Here is a 16,923-nt window from a genome sequence, read left to right as displayed (position 1 = left end):
CAAACCTGAGGGAGGAGGCAGGTCCGTCTTATGAAACATCATGAATCACTAACTAGAATGAAAGGGGATAGACATGTTATTACAACCAATGGTATGGATGACGATCATATCTTTTGTGGTTACGTTAATTTTTATTCTTTGGAGGCCAAAAGGGGTTAATGAAGCAATTCCAGCAACAATTGGGGCGATATTTGTATTATTAAGCGGCAGTGTGTCGCTGTCTGACCTTGGAGTGATTACCGAGACTATAAGCGGTGCTGCCATAACGATTATTGCGACAATTGTCATGGCGATCGTGTTAGAAAGCTTTGGATTCTTTAACTGGGTTGCCGAGAAGCTGGCTGAAAAGGCTCGAGGGTCCGGGATTCGGTTATTTTGGTATGTGAATCTCTTGTGCTTCCTAATGACACTGTTTTTTAATAATGATGGAAGTATCTTAATCACTACGCCAATTTTGGTGATGCTGCTAAATAATATGGGGTTAAAGAACCATCAAAAGATTCCGTATTTATTATCAGGCGGGCTGGTAGCGACAGCATCGAGTGCTCCAATTGGTGTGAGTAATATTGTGAACCTGATTGCACTTAAAATCGTGCATATGAGTTTGTATTTGCACACAGCGATGATGTTTGTACCAGCAACACTCGGGCTTCTGTTCTTAGTTTTTCTGCTGTACCTTCGATTTAAAAAAGTTTTACCGAAAACTGTTCCTACCAAGGTAAGCGGATTAACACTTACATCTTACCATCCACTTAAGCCGGGGCCAAAATATTCTTCCGGAAAAGAGCGGTCCAAGTTTATGCGGAATGTGCTTCTATTTGTATTTGCTGTGAGGATAAGCCTGTTTGTCGCCTCTTACATTGGAATTCCTGTTTCCGTCATGGCTGTGATTGGTTCGCTTGTCCTGCTTGGCTGGAGATGGGTCTACCTAAAAATTCCACCGGTGGATATGATTAAAAAAACGCCTTGGTATATTCTCGTTTTCGCATTTAGTATGTACGTCATCATATATGGCCTCAACAATATTGGTCTAACGGACTGGTTAATCGGATTCATGCGCCCGATGGTTTCCGGAAGTTTATTGCATGCAAGTGTGATGATGGGGACACTGCTATCCGTTCTATCTAATATCTTTAACAATCATCCGGCCCTGATGGTTGGAACGCTCACGTTAACACATATGGGGCTAGACATGCTTACCTTAAAAGTAGCTTATTTGGCTAACGTTATTGGAAGTGATATGGGTTCATTACTATTGCCAATGGGAACCCTCGCCACGCTGATGTGGATGCATATTATAAGGAAGGGAAAGGTCAAGTTTTCTTGGTGGGAATACGTAAAAGTTACAGTAGTTGTTATACCACCTGCAACCTTGTTTACGTTAGTTGTCTTGTATTATTGGGTCTCCAGTTTGTTTGGGGGAGCACTTCAGTAAGTTAGAGATGGAATGCATCAAAGAGGTTATCAGTCTATAAGAAGGGAAAAGGAAAGGTGATCCACTTAGTAAGAAAAAGAAGCCAAAAAAATAATCCAAACTTGTTTGGCCGACAAAGGATGGATTAACACGCTCGTATTTGCACACTTATTAAGCCGTGGAGTAGGTGACCACGGTTTATTTTATTTCGGTAAAAGATCGGTATATAAATAAAATATGAATCTGAGTATAACTATGTTCATCACTATAAAAAAAAGATAAAGCTCACTATTGGTGACAGGCACCATTAACATTAAGAAAACATGGTAAACTAGTGACATGGTAAAAGAAACTGATTAGGAGATTACTATGAGTGCAATAGGGGACAATGAGCGGATTGATGTGTTGGATTATCTGCGGGGGTTTGCTTTGCTGGGAATTATTTTGGTCAATATTGGGCCATTATTGTCCGCCAATCCCCCAGCGGCAAATTCTGCGGATGCAGCTTATTGGCGGTTTTTGTATTTATTTATGGAAGGCCGTTTTTATACGATTTTCACCTTCCTGTTTGGTGTCGGATTATTTCTTTTCATCGACCGTGCCAATACAAAAGGGAAGAAAGGACAAGTGTTGTTTGTACGGAGACTGATCGTGTTATTCATATTTGGATGGGGGCATGTGCAGTTCCATCCGGGAGAAGCATTAACAATCTATGCCGTCTCAGGTTTGATCCTCCTGCCATTTTACAAAGTGAACAGAAACGTCAATTTTATCTTCGGCGTCATCATGCTAGTAGTATTAGGACTTTTTGCTGTAAAAATCTTTATGGTTATTCCGTTGATGTTGTTGGGGATTGCTGCGGGACAATATCATCTGTTTCAGAGAATCCGGCATCACATAAAGGCAACAGCTGTGTTTACGGTGATAATGTTAGTCGTAAGTCTAGCGGGGCTGATCTTTCAATATCAATCCGGACCGAGTCCTGCGGATGTCGCTAATTCCATCCAAACGCAGCAGTTTATGAGCATAGGTATTACGATTGGCCCTGTGATTTCAGCCTTTTATGCGGGATGCATCGTGATGCTGATACAATTACCTTTTTTCCGTCAACTATTAGCTCCTTTAAAAAGCTATGGCCGAATGGCATTTACTAATTATTTGATGCAAACAACCTTAATCTTACTGGCAGGAAAAATCCTTCAGCTGCAAAATCATATTAATTATCTTCAAACACTCTATATATGCTTGGCTATTTATGTCATCCAATTAATCTATAGTACACTATGGCTTCGTTATTTCAATTTCGGTCCAATGGAGTGGGTATGGAGAGCTTTGACCTATCTGGAGTTACCCCCAATGCGAAAATGATCCTAGCCGAGCCTCAGCCTTTCCGTCCTGGAGGCAGTCATTATACTAAGAAAGCTCAGTGCCCGCTCCATCTCTTAGAATGCTGGGCGGGCACTTTGTTAGTTTTGTAAATATCTAAGTATTAGTTATTGATTAATTTTAACATCATGATCTTTTGCCAGTTTATTCAACTTATTCTTATAATCCCGGATATGGTTTCTTGCATCGGCCAGCATATCATTTGCCTCCTGAACCAGCGCTGGATCCTGCTCCTCGAGGGCCTGTTTTATGGTAACAAATGCTTTATATTGAATGTCAGCCCCCACAATATAAATCTCATGTATCTCCTGTAACTCATCGGTTTCTATCTTGACTGAATCCAATTCTTTAATAAATTCATTATAGTTTGGAATGACTTCTTTGGTTAACGCATCGTACATCGTTTGGTCATCCTGATAATTCGCTCCGGACACACCCTCATAGGCAGAAACCGCTGCCGCTTCTAACTTCCCTGCTTGTTTCATTTCTTTATTTACATAATTTAACAAATCATCCTGTACTGGGTCACTAAAGCATCCTGACAACAGCAAAATGAACGGTAAAACAATGGCTAATAGTCCAGTTTTCACTCAATCACCCCCTAATCCTCAATTTATGAGGCGCTGGAAGTCCAATATGTTAGGGAGTAAAAAAAGGACAGTATTCTTAGTCCATACAAAGGGTGGATTTTTCCCTACGGGTTATTTTAAAATAGTTGATAAAAATTCTCAATTAGCTATTGACACTATTTTCCTCAATTGTTTATACTTAATTCAAATGATAATGATTTTCAATATCATTAAAATAATAAATGAGCTCGTCAAAAAGACATCAGCCTATAAAAATAACAAAATTGTCTACTTAGATGCTGACTCCTGGTACCTAAGCGGCGGCGGTTTAAAATCGCTGAAAAGTATGGCAAAAGAGGTAGAAGAAGCCCTTTAATAAAAAAGCGTCAGGCACCATAAGAATTTCGGTGTCTGACGCTTTATTTCGTATAGCGATTAGCATAGCTAGAGGCTACAAAAGCATCCGGTTTGATTTTTGGTTCCACCCCCATCGACTCCATTCGTGTCACCATTTCTTTAACAAATTCTCTCGTCTTATTACGTTTGCCGGCCCCAATATCGATATGCCCTTCCATGGTGAAGGTTGAACCCTCGTAAAGATAAGGGAGGACGATCGCGATAAGCTGATTTTTCCGTTCTTCGGTGAACATGGCGACTATTTCCTCTGTTAAAGATAATTCAAGTGAAATCCGCTCATGAAGCTGTGTCATCTTCCTTGGGACAACGACCTTTCTTATACAGGCCCACACCCCAGTTCCTTCATTTTGAATGACAATTCCGGTGATAAAAACCGTTTGCGATTTATGGACCTGTGAATCTGTGCCCACCATCAAGCGATAGTTCCCTTTAGGATTGAACGACATAAAGGTAACAATTCGCTCAAACACCTGCTCGAATGAGAGCCCATTCTCTTGAAGATTTTGAAATGTATGGTGGTACGCTGAATTATTTTTCATATTGAAACACCACATCTTTCCCTTCGTTAAAAAACTTAGACTTCCTCTTATTTCTATCTTATGCGGGGGGACAACTGTCGTGCGGATAATAACTTCAATTTCAATCTAATTAATATGTATGTCGTGTTTTGAAAAAATAGTAAAACGAGAGGGAAGTCTGGGGAGAGTGAGGCTAGTCCTTTTGCCTGACGGCTATAATAATCGGGACAAAAAATTATCTTAAAAACGTTATTTGCCTAACAATATTTGTGCCAGTCCATCATTAGATAAAGAAACAAGATTAATAGAAAAAGGATGATGAGAATGGCAAAGAGAAACAGAGGAAAGACAATCAGCAACCTGCCTTCAAATGGACGGGGGACATGCCCATTATGCGCAAGAACCGGGATAAAACTGCTATATTCACATAAAACAGAAACAGGCCAAACCATCCAGGTTTGTAAAAACTGCCGTAATAAATAAGGTTATTCTCCAAAGCTTTCGATATTCATATTGTTAACTACTATTGATTTTTAGTTGACAATAATCCCCTTACCATTTATTTTAAAGATAAGATAAAAAATATGGGTGGGGGATTAAATGAGGAAGTTAAGGGCATTAGATTTAACACTTGCTGCTATGTTTGTGGCACTGATGGCCATTGGAGCAAATATTTCGACGATTGCTCCATTTTTACATGTGGGCGGAGTTCCGATTACACTACAAACCTTTTTTGCTATTTTAGCAGGAGCCATCTTAGGAAGCCGTTTAGGTTCAATTGCTATGACTGTTTATATGTTAGTGGGCTTAGTCGGAGTTCCTGTTTTTGCTGACTTTACTGGCGGGCTTTCCATCATCATAAGACCTACATTTGGCTTTATTCTTTCTTATATTTTTGTAGCATTTATGATTGGTAAAATGGTTGAAAGGAATAAAAGCCTGCCTGCGTTTATCACTGCTTCGTTAATCGGAATGGCGGTCAACTATCTTTTCGGAACCAACTGGATGTATTTCGCATATAAACTTTGGGCTGCAGCTCCAGAAGGTTTCTCTTACAAAATGGCATGGTTATGGATGGCAGCACCCCTGCCGAAGGATATCGTTTTATCCGTCCTAGCTGCAATAATGGCCCACCGCCTCGAAAAAACAGTCCTTTCCAAAGGTCAATTCAAACAAATCAAACGTGGTGCCTGACACCATTAATCATTTTGTCACTATGCAAAAGCGGTTCAACCGATAGGTTGACCCGCTTTTGCTTTAGATTTTGGATGCAAAAGAGCCTTTATGGAGAGATTTACTAATGAATTCGGTAAAGAGAAGGGAGAGGAAAGATAGTACAATGTAATACCATGTGTCCCACCATACTAAACTGTGGAGGATTCCGACACGTCTCAGGATGTGTGTGGCGAAGTACATACAAAGTCCTATAACAGGGTATTTTCCCCATCGTGGTAAAGGTTGAAATTTGCCCATAAACACGTAAACAATACTCGCGCATAAATAAAAAATGGTTGAAAAAGCTGTCGTATCTTTAGATTGGTTAGCAAATAAACCAAACTCATAATAGCGATTAGAAAAAAACATAATCGGGATAAAATGCAGCGAACCTGAAAAGGGACTTATAATGAGATATAAACAAAGGGTATGAAAAAAGCCTTTTAAAGGGACACTCATTTTTCGATAAAGAAATTTAGCAAATAGAAAGTAAAAGGGAAGGCCAATGGACGTATAGACAGTCCTCCACCAATGATGCTTATATATATGTAGTTCTAAAAAAATCCATTCAATCCCCGTATACAGAGCAGTCGTAAATGCCACCCAAAGCCAATTTTTACGGAAAGCAGCGAGAAAGGTGGCAGTCACAGGTAATGTTAAGGCATTAGATGCGATGGCCCCCAAAGCACTATCATAAATAGGATTGTGTTTGATGATATGAGGATAATATTGATAGCTGCTTAAAAAGTTATAAATAACAGCCTCAATGATATAACCCAGCCCGACCATGCCCATAAAAGTTAATAAGGCTTGTCTGACATCTGATTTTATACATATATAAATAAGAAGAATGATACTAATGAATCCAAGTCCGAGATAGCATAATGAATTTAAATCCACTATCATACCCCCTTTAAAAAAATAGTATCCATCTCAAACTGAAATTTATTCAATAGTAGCCTAACATAAGAAAATAGGCCCATGACACAGTAGAAGCCCATCATGTAAAATTTAGCTACAATTGTAAAAATATTCTTTAAATTTAATTATGTAGGCAATTATGAAACTTAATTTTGAAACGGGTTTCATAGTCTGTTAGTTATTTTGATATCAAGAAATAAATATTTGGTCAATCATTCGTTAATCAGCTTATACATTAAACTTTGGCTGATCAGAAAAAGTAATGATGAAGTATCAGCAGTATAAAATATGGCGACTCAAGGTTCGTTTAGAAGCAACACTTTGAAGGCCATTAGGGGGGTGATGAGAAATTTACTTATCCAAATAATTGTAAGCGTTTCAATTTTAGGAATTAATGAAACCGATTTCAAAAATAAGTTGTTTTTTTGAAATCAAGCAGTCTAAAAAGGTGATGTTTTCAAATTCAGAAGTACTTACTTTTCAGGATTAAGATTTATATCAAACGGGAGGTTGGCAAATGAATCGAAAATTCACTAGTTTTGGAATTGGTGTTCTTCTTCTTGGTTCCACGCTTTTTGCTGGGCTGCCTAATGCCAAGGCAGATACAAAAGGAAATAATGTGAATATTGCTGAACATGAACCAATGAATACGAAAGTGCAATCAATTGATGGAACGAATGTGTTGTTTCAATATGGGGAACCAGTTCCTTCGTTTGATACATGGACGTTAAAAGAGCAAAGTAGAAGTTATTTAAACCTTGATGGTAAGTGGAAATTCGCCATGGACCCAAATAATCAAGGGTTGAATGAAAAGTGGTTTGAACAAGGATACGATGATAAAAATTGGCAAGAAGAAAAGGTTCCGGGCAGTTGGGATCTGTATGATACCCCTGGATTTGGTACATACGATGGATCAAACTTCGGAAAAGGAAGTGCTTTTTACGATGGTTACGCTTGGTTCCGGACACATTTTTGGCCTGATGCCAATTGGAAAAACCAATTCGTCAAGCTTAATTTCCTTGGTGTTAACTATCGTGCATGGGTTTATGTCAATGGTCATTTGGTGGGGGAACATGAAGGGGGATATTCACCTTTTGCCCTGGATGTAGGCGAATATTTACAACCTGGAAAAGATAATGTCATTGCGGTCCGAGTATACCGTAAACCGACCTATGATTCCTATACAAGCTCGAATCCGAAACCAATTACAGCTGACACAGAACTGCCGTATAAACCGGTAGACTTTTGGCCATATGCAGGGATTACACGCAGTGTTTATTTAGAAGCAACATCCGATGTAAATGTTAGCAAAATACTAACTGCAACAGGTGACCATACCTTAACAACAAAAGTGGTGGTGTACAATCATGGAGACAAAGAGGTACATCGACAATTAGTTGTCGATCCAGGGGGAAAAACGGGTGGAGAACCCAAGTCACAGGATGTGGATTTAAAACCTGGTGAAGTAAAAGTCGTTTCAATGGATTTCCAGATTCCAAAAGCAGCCTATTGGTCACCGGATTCCCCGACTCTTTATCAAGTGACCGCAGCACTTTATAAAGGAAAAGGGGAAGGTCAGGTTATTCAAAAAGGTAATGGATCTATCGATGATAGTCTTTCCACAAATTATGGAATGCGAACCATTGCTGTAGAGAATGGCAAATTAACGCTAAATGGGAAACAGGTCTTTTTGAAGGGACTTAACTGGCATGAGGAAACGGCTGCAAGCGGCCGCTCTATGACAATTGAAGAATATAATACGGAATTGAGTCATGTTCTGGATGTAAATGCAAACTTCATACGTAATAGCCACTACAATCGTCATCCATATGTGTATGATTTTGCGGATCAACATGGATTAATGGTACTTGATGAAGTAGAGAATATGTGGCTTGATACAAAGCAGGAAGTGCTGCAAACAAACTCTTATGGTCTCTCTAGAGCCTTAGCTTTAAGTATGGCTTGGAATCAAATCAATCACCCTTCCACCATCATGTGGTCATTACAGAATGAGTCAGGGATTTGGGATGATCAAACCGTTTATCGTAATTGGCTGGGAGATATGAAGGAAGCGGTAAAAAGCGTTGATATCCAAAAACGTCCCGTCACATGGGCATCTGGAAGCAGCTGGGACCCGGCTTATGACTTGGCGGATGTAATTGGTTTAAATGAATACTTCGGATATTTTTATATGCAGGATTCAGACTTGGGGCGGACATTGGATATCGTTCATAAAACCTATCCAAATAAGCCGATTCTGATTACGGAAAATGGAACATGGGCCTATGCAGATGAGGTTAATAATCATGGACCAGAAACGCAGTCCGGAACAGAAGAATGGCAATCCTATAAGTTCCTAAATCACTGGAATCAGGTAACAGATCCTAGTCGCCTGCCTTATATGGCCGGCTATACGTTCTGGGTGTTAAAAGATTATAAAGAAAGATTAAACTACAACCAACAGATTAATGGAATTTCCACAATGGGCTTAATGTCTTTCGACAAAGAAAAACCACGCTTGGTATATGACACCTTTAAAAACGCAATCAACCCTATTCGCTAAAGGCTGATGGAGTATGGTTCATCGATGAATTTACCTCTTTGACTATAGAAAAAAAGAAACATTAATAAAGTAAGGAGGAATCTTGTTGTTTAAAATGAAAAAGGTTTTATCGTCCATTTTAACAGCTTCACTCATTACAATCCCAACCTTTTCCTCAACCGGACATGTTTCTGCTGAGGGGACAACCGAGGACACAGACGTGCTCTATTTTGTGAATGCAGGTGACCCGACCCCTGATACAGTCGAGGGAACCGATCAATTTGGGCTGTTTTCTAGTAAAACAGAGCAAAAATACGGTGTAGACAGCGTTACAGGGAAAAAGTGGGGATTGGTAACCACCGCCAGTAATACTAGTGTCTCTAATGGCGCTGATAAATTTGGCTCACTTCGATATTATAACGGATCGCAAGTTAGGGATAAGGCATTAGAGTATAAGTTCGAGCTGCCGAATGGTCAATATGATCTTACATTAGGATTCAAAAATCCGTGGAGCGGCCGAAGTGTGAATATCATCGGTGAGGGACAAAATCTATCTAATGGAGATTTGGATATTGGAAGCTATAACGCTGAAAAAGAGGTCACTTATCAACAGGTTTCCATAACCGATGGAGAATTAGATGTCAGGATCCAAGGACCTGCCACAGCTGCTCTATCAAACTATAATGACCCATTAGTAAACTATATCATTATAAAAAAATATACAGTGATTCCTCTTTCAGATTTGGAAGCAAAAATAGAATCAGCGAAGAAAGAGGCGGAAAAAACAGATACCTATACCCAATTCAGCCTGGAATCACTAAATAAGGCCATCACACAAGCAGATGCCCTGGTTAAAAATATCAATGAAAACGGGTTAGATGCTCAGAATAAAACCAATCAGGAGCAAATTCGAACAGCCATAAAAAATCTAGACTCTGCATTGGCTGGACTTACTGTATACGCTCCGAATACTTCCTATAAACCGGGGCAAGTATGGACAGATACAAACGGTGCCCCTATTCAGGCGCACGGCGGCGGAATCATGTATGATGAGCAAACGAAAAAATACTATTGGTACGGCGAAGATAAAACAAATGGATATCTTCCTGCCAGAGGGGTAAGAGTTTATTCTTCTACTGATTTATATAACTGGAAAGATGAAGGCGTAGCCCTTACTGCGATTGAATCGATGGACCAATTTGAAACCGATCCATTAATCTCTATGCTTTATGAAGGCAGAAAGGACAAGTCCGATATTCTAAATGATATTGGTACAGACCGGGTAATTGAAAGGCCTAAAGTAATCTACAATGAAAAGACCAAAAAATATGTTATGTGGATGCATACCGATGGCCCTTCGACTACATCAACTGCGATGTATGCAAAAGCGGAAGCAGGTTATGCATTAAGTGACTCTCCTACAGGACCTTTCGTTTATCAAGTAAGCAATCGGATGGATAGAGCGCCTAAAGATGCCACTTACAATGGTCAGCCAGATCAGCCGGGGATGGCTCGTGATATGAACTTGTTCAAGGATGATGACGGTACTGCATACTTGATTTATTCCAGTGAAGAAAATAGGACCATTTATATTTCAAAGCTAAATGATTCTTATACCGATGTGGCAGGCTGGCATAAGGACGGAAATATAGTACGTGATACTGAATACAAAGCTGTATATGGAGAGGATTATGTGAGAGTCTTTCCAGGGGCGCAGCGTGAAGCACCGGCAATGTTTAAATATCAAGGAAAATACTATTTAATAACATCTGGCGCTACCGGCTGGGACCCAAATCCAGCAAGGTATACAGTGGCGGATAATATTTTTGGAGATTGGAAGCCTTTGCGTGATCCTTCGATAGGTGATAAAGCTTCAACAACATTTGATTCACAAAGTACCAACGTTATTCCAGTCGATGCTAAAAAGGGTAAGTTTATTTTTATGGCTGACAGATGGAAGGCTAGTGATTTAAAAGATTCAAGATATATTTGGCTGCCAATTGAGTTCGGCCAGGGTGATGAAATGAGTCTGCAATGGTATGAAGAGTGGAAACTGGATGCATTAGACAGAATGGGGAAAGTCACCATCAATACAGAACTGCCTGAGAAGGTGTCTGTTGGTCAAGTGCCCACTTTACCGAATAGAATCAATGTGACAAATTCAGAGGGGGAAAAGCTTGATACGGCGGTAACATGGGCAATTAATCCAGCAGATTTCTCAAAGCCTGGTACCGTTGTCGTTGAAGGCACACTTTCTGAGTTAGCCAATAAAGTGATTAGAACAAAAATCTTAGTTATCCCGGATCATGTAAGATATTTTGTCCATGCGGGCGGAGTGAAAACAAGTGATTACGTGACATGGTCTTCTTATATGGAGAATACACTATTAAACAAAGATGTAATTGATCAAAAGTATGACCCAGTTAATGGTCAGACATGGGGATTTGTTGGGGATAAAACAAGACTTGCTGGCGGAGAAGGTGATGATTTATTTTCTTCATTACGCTACCTTTTAGCGAATTCTGGTGATGACCTTTCATATAAGTTTGATCTAAAAAATGGTAAGTACACGGTATATACCGGTCTATATGATCGCTGGTATTCATCGACTAAGGGAAGCAGAAAAGCGGATATCCTAATTAACGGTGAAACAAAAACAAAGGGATATGTATTTACAAGTGCATATGATGTTCTAAGCTATCAACATGTGAACGTAACGGATGGAAAATTGGATGTGACTGTTCGCAGGATACCTGGTTCACCAGATCCGCAAATCAGCTGGATTATGATTGTGGAAGAAGATACAACAGCTCCAGTCATTACGGTTAAAGGTAATGAGGGAACCTATTCTGTTGATGGAAACATATCCATCTCCTGCAGTGCAAGCGATAATTTATCTGGAATTGAATCTGTTGATTGTCCGGCCATTGAAGGTCCAGCATATGAATATAGTGTTGGTGTAAATAAATTTACAGCAAAAGCTACAGATCATGCAGGGAATTCCTCGGAAGCTGAAATTCAATTTACAGTGACTGTTGACTTCGACAGTCTAAGCCGATTGACTGAGTCGTTTATTACAGACGAAGGAATAGCGCATTCACTTACAGCCAAACTTGCCTCAGCAAAAGAAGCATTTGCTGGAGGAAATAAAGAGGCTGTGGCAGGCAAACTTAAAGCATTTGTGAATGAACTGTCGGCCCAAAGCGGTAAATCTATTACGGAAAAGCAAGCAAATCTATTAATATCACTGTCTAGTAACCTTTTATTAAAATAAAAAAGACAGATCTAAAGGAAAAATAAAGTAAAACGGACACGCCCTAGTTGAGTGATGAAACAGAACTAGGGCGTGTCCTCATTGCTTTTAATTGATGATTTATTATTAGGTACTTTTCCAACATATTGTTTTCGGAACTGATTGGGAGTTAAATGTTCCAGCTTTTTGAAGATTCTACTGAAATATGCGGATTGTGTGAAACCACTGCTTTCTGAAATCCTATCAATGCTCCAATCTGTTGAAACCAATAATATCTTTGCTTGATCAATACGAATTTTATTTACATATTCAATCGGTGTACAGCCAAAGGACTGGATCATGCATCTTGCAATATGATTGGGATGGAATTTGAGAGCCCGGCCAATACTTTCATAGGTCACTTTTTTGGCATAATTTTTCCGCAAATAAACGGCTGCTTTTTCTGCGACCGCGAATGCGGGCAGAGAATTGGCTAAGTGCATATGATTTGAAAGTTCTTGGAGTAATTGCTGAAAAAGGATCTGCCGCTGCCATTCTCTAGAGTAGATAGACTCATTTTCCGATGAAGTAATTTTTGAGCACAGGAGTTCAACCGCTTCAGGATTGGATACTTTGCAATATTTGGGTAGTGTAATTCCGAACGGGCTCTCTGATAAAAAGTTTCCACAATCTTCAGCAGCTCTTTCCTCGTAATGAAAAGGTTTAGAAATGGTAAGGTCCTGCCAGCCCTTCGAAGAAACAAAATGAAACCAAAAAAAGTCGGTAATTTCATCACACGGTGAAATAGAATAATGGTGCCGATCGGGGTAGAGAATTAATGCATTTCCTCTACTAACCTTATATTTACGATAATCTTCACCCATGAACAATTGTCCTTTTGTGACAACTAATAAATCAAAAACACCAATATTATTTCGATTTAGATGTGATTGACCGATATCAAAAGTATTTTTACCGGCGGCAAGAAGTGTTGGTAAAGGCGGGGCAAACAATTGAAGCATTTGATCTCTCCTCTAATGTTAGGATTGTGCAATTTTTTGTTATGATTTTATATTTTATTCTTTAATAATAACACTATAATTGGTTCATAAATGTTTTTATTTTAATGTATTTATGTAAAGAGGTGTAGGGAGGGGGAGTTGAATTATGCAAAGCATACGGTGGGTGTGGGGGTATATTAAGAACTTTCGCATTCGATTATTCAGTGGACTATTTCTGGCATTAGCTGTTTCCATGCTAAACATGCTGAATCCATATTTTGCAGGAAAAATTGTCGATAAAGTGATTTATGGCCACCAGAACAATTTATTATGGCCCTTTTTAGGGACTATGATTGGGGTTACCGTTATCAAAACGGTCATTCGATATAATTACCAATTAATGTTTGAAGCAGTTTCACAAAACGTCATATTTAAAATTAGAGAACAATTGTATGACCGGCTTCAGCATTTAGATTTTAGTTTTTTCGATCGGACCAAAACGGGAGATATTATGGCCCGTATGACCGGGGATCTAGAAGCTGTAAGGCATTTTACGGCGTGGGCTATTTATATGATCTTCGAAAATCTAACCATATTACTCATTGCGATTGGGTTTATGTTCTATATTAACCCATTATTGGCTTTGGCAATGATAGCGGTAACACCGATTATTGGTTTCTTTGCTACTCGCTTATCCTTTACGGTCAAACCGACCTTTACAGAGATTAGGGGACAGTTTGCACGGTTAAACTCAGTGGTACAGGAAAACATTAGCGGAAATCGGGTTGTAAAGGCATTTGCGAAGGAAGATTACGAAATTGACAAGTTTTCAGTCGAAAATGAGGCCTTTAAGGAAAAGAGTCTTGATTCTGCAAAAGTTTGGGAAAAATATTTGCCTGTGCTCGATTCACTTGCAGGAGTATTAACTGTTGTGATGATTTTGGTTGGAGGAATTATGGTCATTAATGGTTCGCTTACGTTTGGGGAATTAGTAACCTTTAATTCCTTGATTTGGGCGTTAAATAATCCTATGCGAATGGCTGGATGGTTAATCAATGATGTGCAGCGGTTTATTGCTTCAGCTGAAAAAGTGGAGGACTTGTTAAATACTGAACCAGAAATCACCAATGAAGCAAACCGAGCAGCTATTAGACACATTAGTGGGGGTGTTGAGTTTAACAATGTGTCCTTTAGTTATGGGGATGAACAGGTCCTGAAAGATATCAGCTTTAAAGTGCTTCCGGGCCAAACAGTAGGAATCATCGGTCCAACCGGAGCTGGTAAATCTACATTGGTAAACCTTTTAAGCCGTTTTTATGATACAGCCGGCGGGGAAGTAATAGTGGATGGGCTTAAAGTTAGAGATTGGGATATTTCTAAATTGAGAGATAGTATGGCCATGGTCATGCAGGATATATTCCTATTCTCCGATACGATTGAGGGGAATATTGCGTATGGGAATCCAGATGCTACCTTGGAAATGGTGCAATCTGCTGCTAAAATGGCGGAGGCTCATGATTTTATTACCAACCTTCCAGAAGGTTACGACACGATTATTGGGGAACGGGGTGTAGGTCTTTCGGGAGGCCAAAGGCAAAGGATTGCTTTAGCCCGGGCTATTCTAAAGAACCCATCCGTCCTAGTCCTTGATGACACAACATCAGCTGTCGATATGGAAACGGAGCTTCGTATCCAGCGGACATTAAAGTCATTACTAAAAGAGAAGACATGTTTTATCATTGCTCATCGGATTTCTTCTGTAAAAGAGGCTGATTTAATCCTTGTCATGGAAAATGGCGAAATCATTGAAAGAGGTAAGCATAAAGAGCTGCTTGCGAAAAAAGGGTATTACTACAAAGTATTTATGAATCAAAATGGCAATTTTGATGGTCAGCACAATGGTGAGGATGTGATTTATCTCAATGGCGCGCAATAAATTTGATGTGGATGAAGAGTTGGAATCACCCTTCAGCTTTGTTCATTTGAAACGATTGTTTACTTATTTAAAACCGTACAGAAAAAAGATTTTATTGACCGTTTTGATTATGCTGATTGCCAGCGGAGCCAATTTAATTGGTCCCTATTTAATTAAAAAAGCAATCGATGATAGTATTCCAAACAAGGATGTAGGAAGTTTAGTGGTCCTTTCCTGCATTTACCTTGGTGCCCTAGTGATTACCGGGATTTGTATGAAATTCAGAATTAGAATGATGTCCGAGATAGGGCAGAGCGTCATCCTCAACATTAGAAAAGACTTGTTTACCCATTTGCAGAAATTGTCTTTTTCCTTTTATGACAGCAGGCCGCACGGGAAGATTTTAGTGAGGGTGGTTAACTATGTTAACTCCTTAAGTGATTTATTATCAAATGGATTAATTAATTTGATTACGGACCTGTTTAGCCTGTTCGTTATTGTCGGTTTTATGTTAGCGATTGATGTAAAGTTAACGCTAATGGCGATGCTCGGATTTCCTGTCCTTGCTGCCGTCATTCTCCTTATTAAAAATGCACAGCGGAAAGCATGGCAAACATTAAGTAATAAGCAGTCCAACATGAATGCTTATATTCATGAAAGTATCAATGGAATCAAAGTAACTCAGGCCTTTACAAGGGAAGAAGAAAATAAACGAATCTTTAGAGACGTATCGGAGAGTTATCGAAGCTCCTGGATGAAAGCGGTTAGAATCCAGTTTCTGCTATGGCCTTCGATTGAGAATATTTCGATTCTCACTACTTCGATTATTTATGTATTCGGTATATCCCAGATTGGAGAAGGAGTAACCGTCGGTGCGTTGGTTGCCTTTGTTGGGTATATAAGCATGTTTTGGGCTCCAATTGCCAATATCGGAAACTTCTACAATGCGATTATTAATGCAACGGCCTATTTGGAACGAATTTTTGAAATGATCGATGAAAAGCCTACTGTAGAAGATCAACCAAATGCTGTGGAGCTTCCTCTTATCAAAGGAAAAGTTGAATTTAGGGATGTTGTCTTTGAATATGAAGAAGGTGAAAGAATCCTTAAAAATGTAAGTTTCTCTGTCAATCCTGGTGAAACCATCGCACTTGTCGGTGCTACCGGATCGGGAAAGACCACAATTGTCAGCTTGCTCAGCCGTTTTTATGATGTAAGCACCGGAAGAATAGAAATTGACGGTGTTGATATCAGTACAGTTACCATTCCTTCTCTAAGGAAGCAAATGGGCGTTATGCTGCAGGATCCATTTATTTTTTCTGGCACGATTATGGATAATATCCGTTATGGCCGGCTTGATGCTACAGACGAGGAAGTGATCGCGGCGGCAAAGGCGGTCCAGGCACATCAGTTTATCAGCGGTCTAGCCGATGGTTATCTAACAGAGGTCAACGAACGTGGCACAAGGCTTTCTACCGGACAGAGACAATTGATTTCCTTTGCCCGTGCACTCTTGGCCGATCCTAAGATCTTAATTCTGGATGAGGCTACCTCTTCGATTGATACGGAAACAGAGCTGGCGCTGCAAAAAGGCCTTGAGACCTTGCTTGCCGGAAGAACATCTTTTATTATTGCTCACCGCCTTTCTACTATTCAAAATGCAAACCGTATCCTTGTCATCGATAAAGGCAAAATCATCGAGGAAGGATCGCATAACGAGTTATTAAGCCGAAAGAGTTACTATTGGAACCTGCACCAATCACAACATCAATCCCTAGAAGTGGGATAAAAAG

12 protein-coding genes and 1 pseudogene are annotated in these 16,923 nt (G+C 39.6%); 9 read left to right on the top strand and 4 right to left on the bottom strand.

The features are described 5' to 3' along the window. Nucleotides 1-73: 73 nt before the first annotated feature. Nucleotides 74-1,435, top strand: a complete 1,362-nt coding sequence (locus AAHB15_RS20525; RefSeq protein ID WP_335574352.1) for an arsenic transporter — start codon at nucleotides 74-76, stop codon at nucleotides 1,433-1,435. 348 nt (nucleotides 1,436-1,783) lie between these two features. After that, complete coding sequence (locus tag AAHB15_RS20520) at nucleotides 1,784-2,782, top strand: DUF418 domain-containing protein (protein ID WP_335574353.1); 999 nt, start codon at nucleotides 1,784-1,786, stop codon at nucleotides 2,780-2,782. Nucleotides 2,783-2,907: 125 nt separating this feature from the next. On the opposite strand, the gene AAHB15_RS20515 is transcribed toward AAHB15_RS20520, so the two are convergent. Beyond that, nucleotides 2,908-3,390: a hypothetical protein gene (locus AAHB15_RS20515; RefSeq protein WP_342043204.1), complete on the bottom strand. Its 483-nt coding sequence runs from the start codon at nucleotides 3,388-3,390 to the stop codon at nucleotides 2,908-2,910. 220 nt (nucleotides 3,391-3,610) lie between these two features. On the opposite strand from AAHB15_RS20515, the pseudogene AAHB15_RS20510 reads away from it, so the two are divergent. Next, nucleotides 3,611-3,745: pseudogene (locus AAHB15_RS20510) on the top strand (ABC transporter); the annotation flags it as partial. Between the two features lie 43 nt (nucleotides 3,746-3,788). Here the strand turns inward: AAHB15_RS20510 and AAHB15_RS20505 are convergent. After that, nucleotides 3,789-4,325 (bottom strand): ribonuclease H-like YkuK family protein, encoded by a 537-nt coding sequence (locus AAHB15_RS20505; protein WP_335574355.1) that lies wholly within the window; start codon nucleotides 4,323-4,325, stop codon nucleotides 3,789-3,791. Between the two features lie 303 nt (nucleotides 4,326-4,628). Here AAHB15_RS20505 and AAHB15_RS20500 point away from each other — a divergent pair, with 303 nt between their 5' ends. Together AAHB15_RS20500 and AAHB15_RS20495 are read left to right on the top strand one after the other, a co-directional pair. Continuing rightward, nucleotides 4,629-4,787 (top strand): hypothetical protein, encoded by a 159-nt coding sequence (locus AAHB15_RS20500; protein ID WP_335574356.1) that lies wholly within the window; start codon nucleotides 4,629-4,631, stop codon nucleotides 4,785-4,787. A gap of 117 nt (nucleotides 4,788-4,904) precedes the next feature. Next, entirely contained in the window at nucleotides 4,905-5,498 is a 594-nt protein-coding gene (locus AAHB15_RS20495) for a biotin transporter BioY (protein WP_342043203.1), read from the top strand. Between the two features lie 63 nt (nucleotides 5,499-5,561). On the opposite strand, the gene AAHB15_RS20490 is transcribed toward AAHB15_RS20495, so the two are convergent. Then, the gene (locus AAHB15_RS20490; RefSeq protein ID WP_342043202.1) at nucleotides 5,562-6,419 is read right to left on the bottom strand and encodes a hypothetical protein; all 858 of its coding nucleotides are present in this window, start codon (nucleotides 6,417-6,419) and stop codon (nucleotides 5,562-5,564) included. 538 nt (nucleotides 6,420-6,957) lie between these two features. Here AAHB15_RS20490 and AAHB15_RS20485 point away from each other — a divergent pair. Next, a complete protein-coding gene (locus AAHB15_RS20485) occupies nucleotides 6,958-9,003 on the top strand; it encodes a glycoside hydrolase family 2 protein (protein ID WP_342043201.1) in 2,046 nt (681 codons plus the stop codon). A 94-nt stretch (nucleotides 9,004-9,097) separates the two neighbouring features. Continuing rightward, complete coding sequence (locus AAHB15_RS20480; RefSeq protein WP_342043222.1) at nucleotides 9,098-12,256, top strand: family 43 glycosylhydrolase; 3,159 nt, start codon at nucleotides 9,098-9,100, stop codon at nucleotides 12,254-12,256. A gap of 65 nt (nucleotides 12,257-12,321) precedes the next feature. Here the strand turns inward: AAHB15_RS20480 and AAHB15_RS20475 are convergent, their stop codons facing one another. Beyond that, nucleotides 12,322-13,236: a helix-turn-helix domain-containing protein gene (locus tag AAHB15_RS20475; RefSeq protein ID WP_098531133.1), complete on the bottom strand. Its 915-nt coding sequence runs from the start codon at nucleotides 13,234-13,236 to the stop codon at nucleotides 12,322-12,324. Nucleotides 13,237-13,381: 145 nt separating this feature from the next. Between AAHB15_RS20475 and AAHB15_RS20470 the strand changes: the two genes are divergently transcribed. Beyond that, the gene (locus tag AAHB15_RS20470) at nucleotides 13,382-15,151 is read left to right on the top strand and encodes an ABC transporter ATP-binding protein (RefSeq protein WP_335575030.1); all 1,770 of its coding nucleotides are present in this window, start codon (nucleotides 13,382-13,384) and stop codon (nucleotides 15,149-15,151) included. Next, nucleotides 15,138-16,919 (top strand): ABC transporter ATP-binding protein, encoded by a 1,782-nt coding sequence (locus AAHB15_RS20465; RefSeq protein WP_342043200.1) that lies wholly within the window; start codon nucleotides 15,138-15,140, stop codon nucleotides 16,917-16,919. Before AAHB15_RS20470 ends, AAHB15_RS20465 begins: the two co-directional genes overlap by 14 nt. The last annotated feature ends 4 nt before the right edge of the window (nucleotides 16,920-16,923 follow it).

Source organism: Bacillus sp. OTU2372, from assembly GCF_038440275.1.
Classification (GTDB): Bacteria; Bacillota; Bacilli; order Bacillales; family Cytobacillaceae; genus Neobacillus; species Neobacillus bataviensis_B.
Note: the sequence above shows the minus strand (reverse complement) of the source record. Positions and strands in the feature narration are given on the sequence as shown.

Excerpts from the sequence above, each read along its gene's own strand:
- AAHB15_RS20525 (WP_335574352.1), top strand. The coding sequence starts at position 74 with ATGTTATTACAACCAATGGTATGGATGACGATCATATCTTTTGTGGTT.
- AAHB15_RS20520 (WP_335574353.1), top strand. The coding sequence starts at position 1,784 with ATGAGTGCAATAGGGGACAATGAGCGGATTGATGTGTTGGATTATCTG.
- AAHB15_RS20505 (WP_335574355.1), bottom strand. The coding sequence starts at position 4,325 with ATGAAAAATAATTCAGCGTACCACCATACATTTCAAAATCTTCAAGAG.
- AAHB15_RS20500 (WP_335574356.1), top strand. The coding sequence starts at position 4,629 with ATGGCAAAGAGAAACAGAGGAAAGACAATCAGCAACCTGCCTTCAAAT.
- AAHB15_RS20495 (WP_342043203.1), top strand. The coding sequence starts at position 4,905 with ATGAGGAAGTTAAGGGCATTAGATTTAACACTTGCTGCTATGTTTGTG.
- AAHB15_RS20485 (WP_342043201.1), top strand. The coding sequence starts at position 6,958 with ATGAATCGAAAATTCACTAGTTTTGGAATTGGTGTTCTTCTTCTTGGT.
- AAHB15_RS20480 (WP_342043222.1), top strand. The coding sequence starts at position 9,098 with ATGAAAAAGGTTTTATCGTCCATTTTAACAGCTTCACTCATTACAATC.
- AAHB15_RS20475 (WP_098531133.1), bottom strand. The coding sequence starts at position 13,236 with ATGCTTCAATTGTTTGCCCCGCCTTTACCAACACTTCTTGCCGCCGGT.
- AAHB15_RS20470 (WP_335575030.1), top strand. The coding sequence starts at position 13,382 with ATGCAAAGCATACGGTGGGTGTGGGGGTATATTAAGAACTTTCGCATT.
- AAHB15_RS20465 (WP_342043200.1), top strand. The coding sequence starts at position 15,138 with ATGGCGCGCAATAAATTTGATGTGGATGAAGAGTTGGAATCACCCTTC.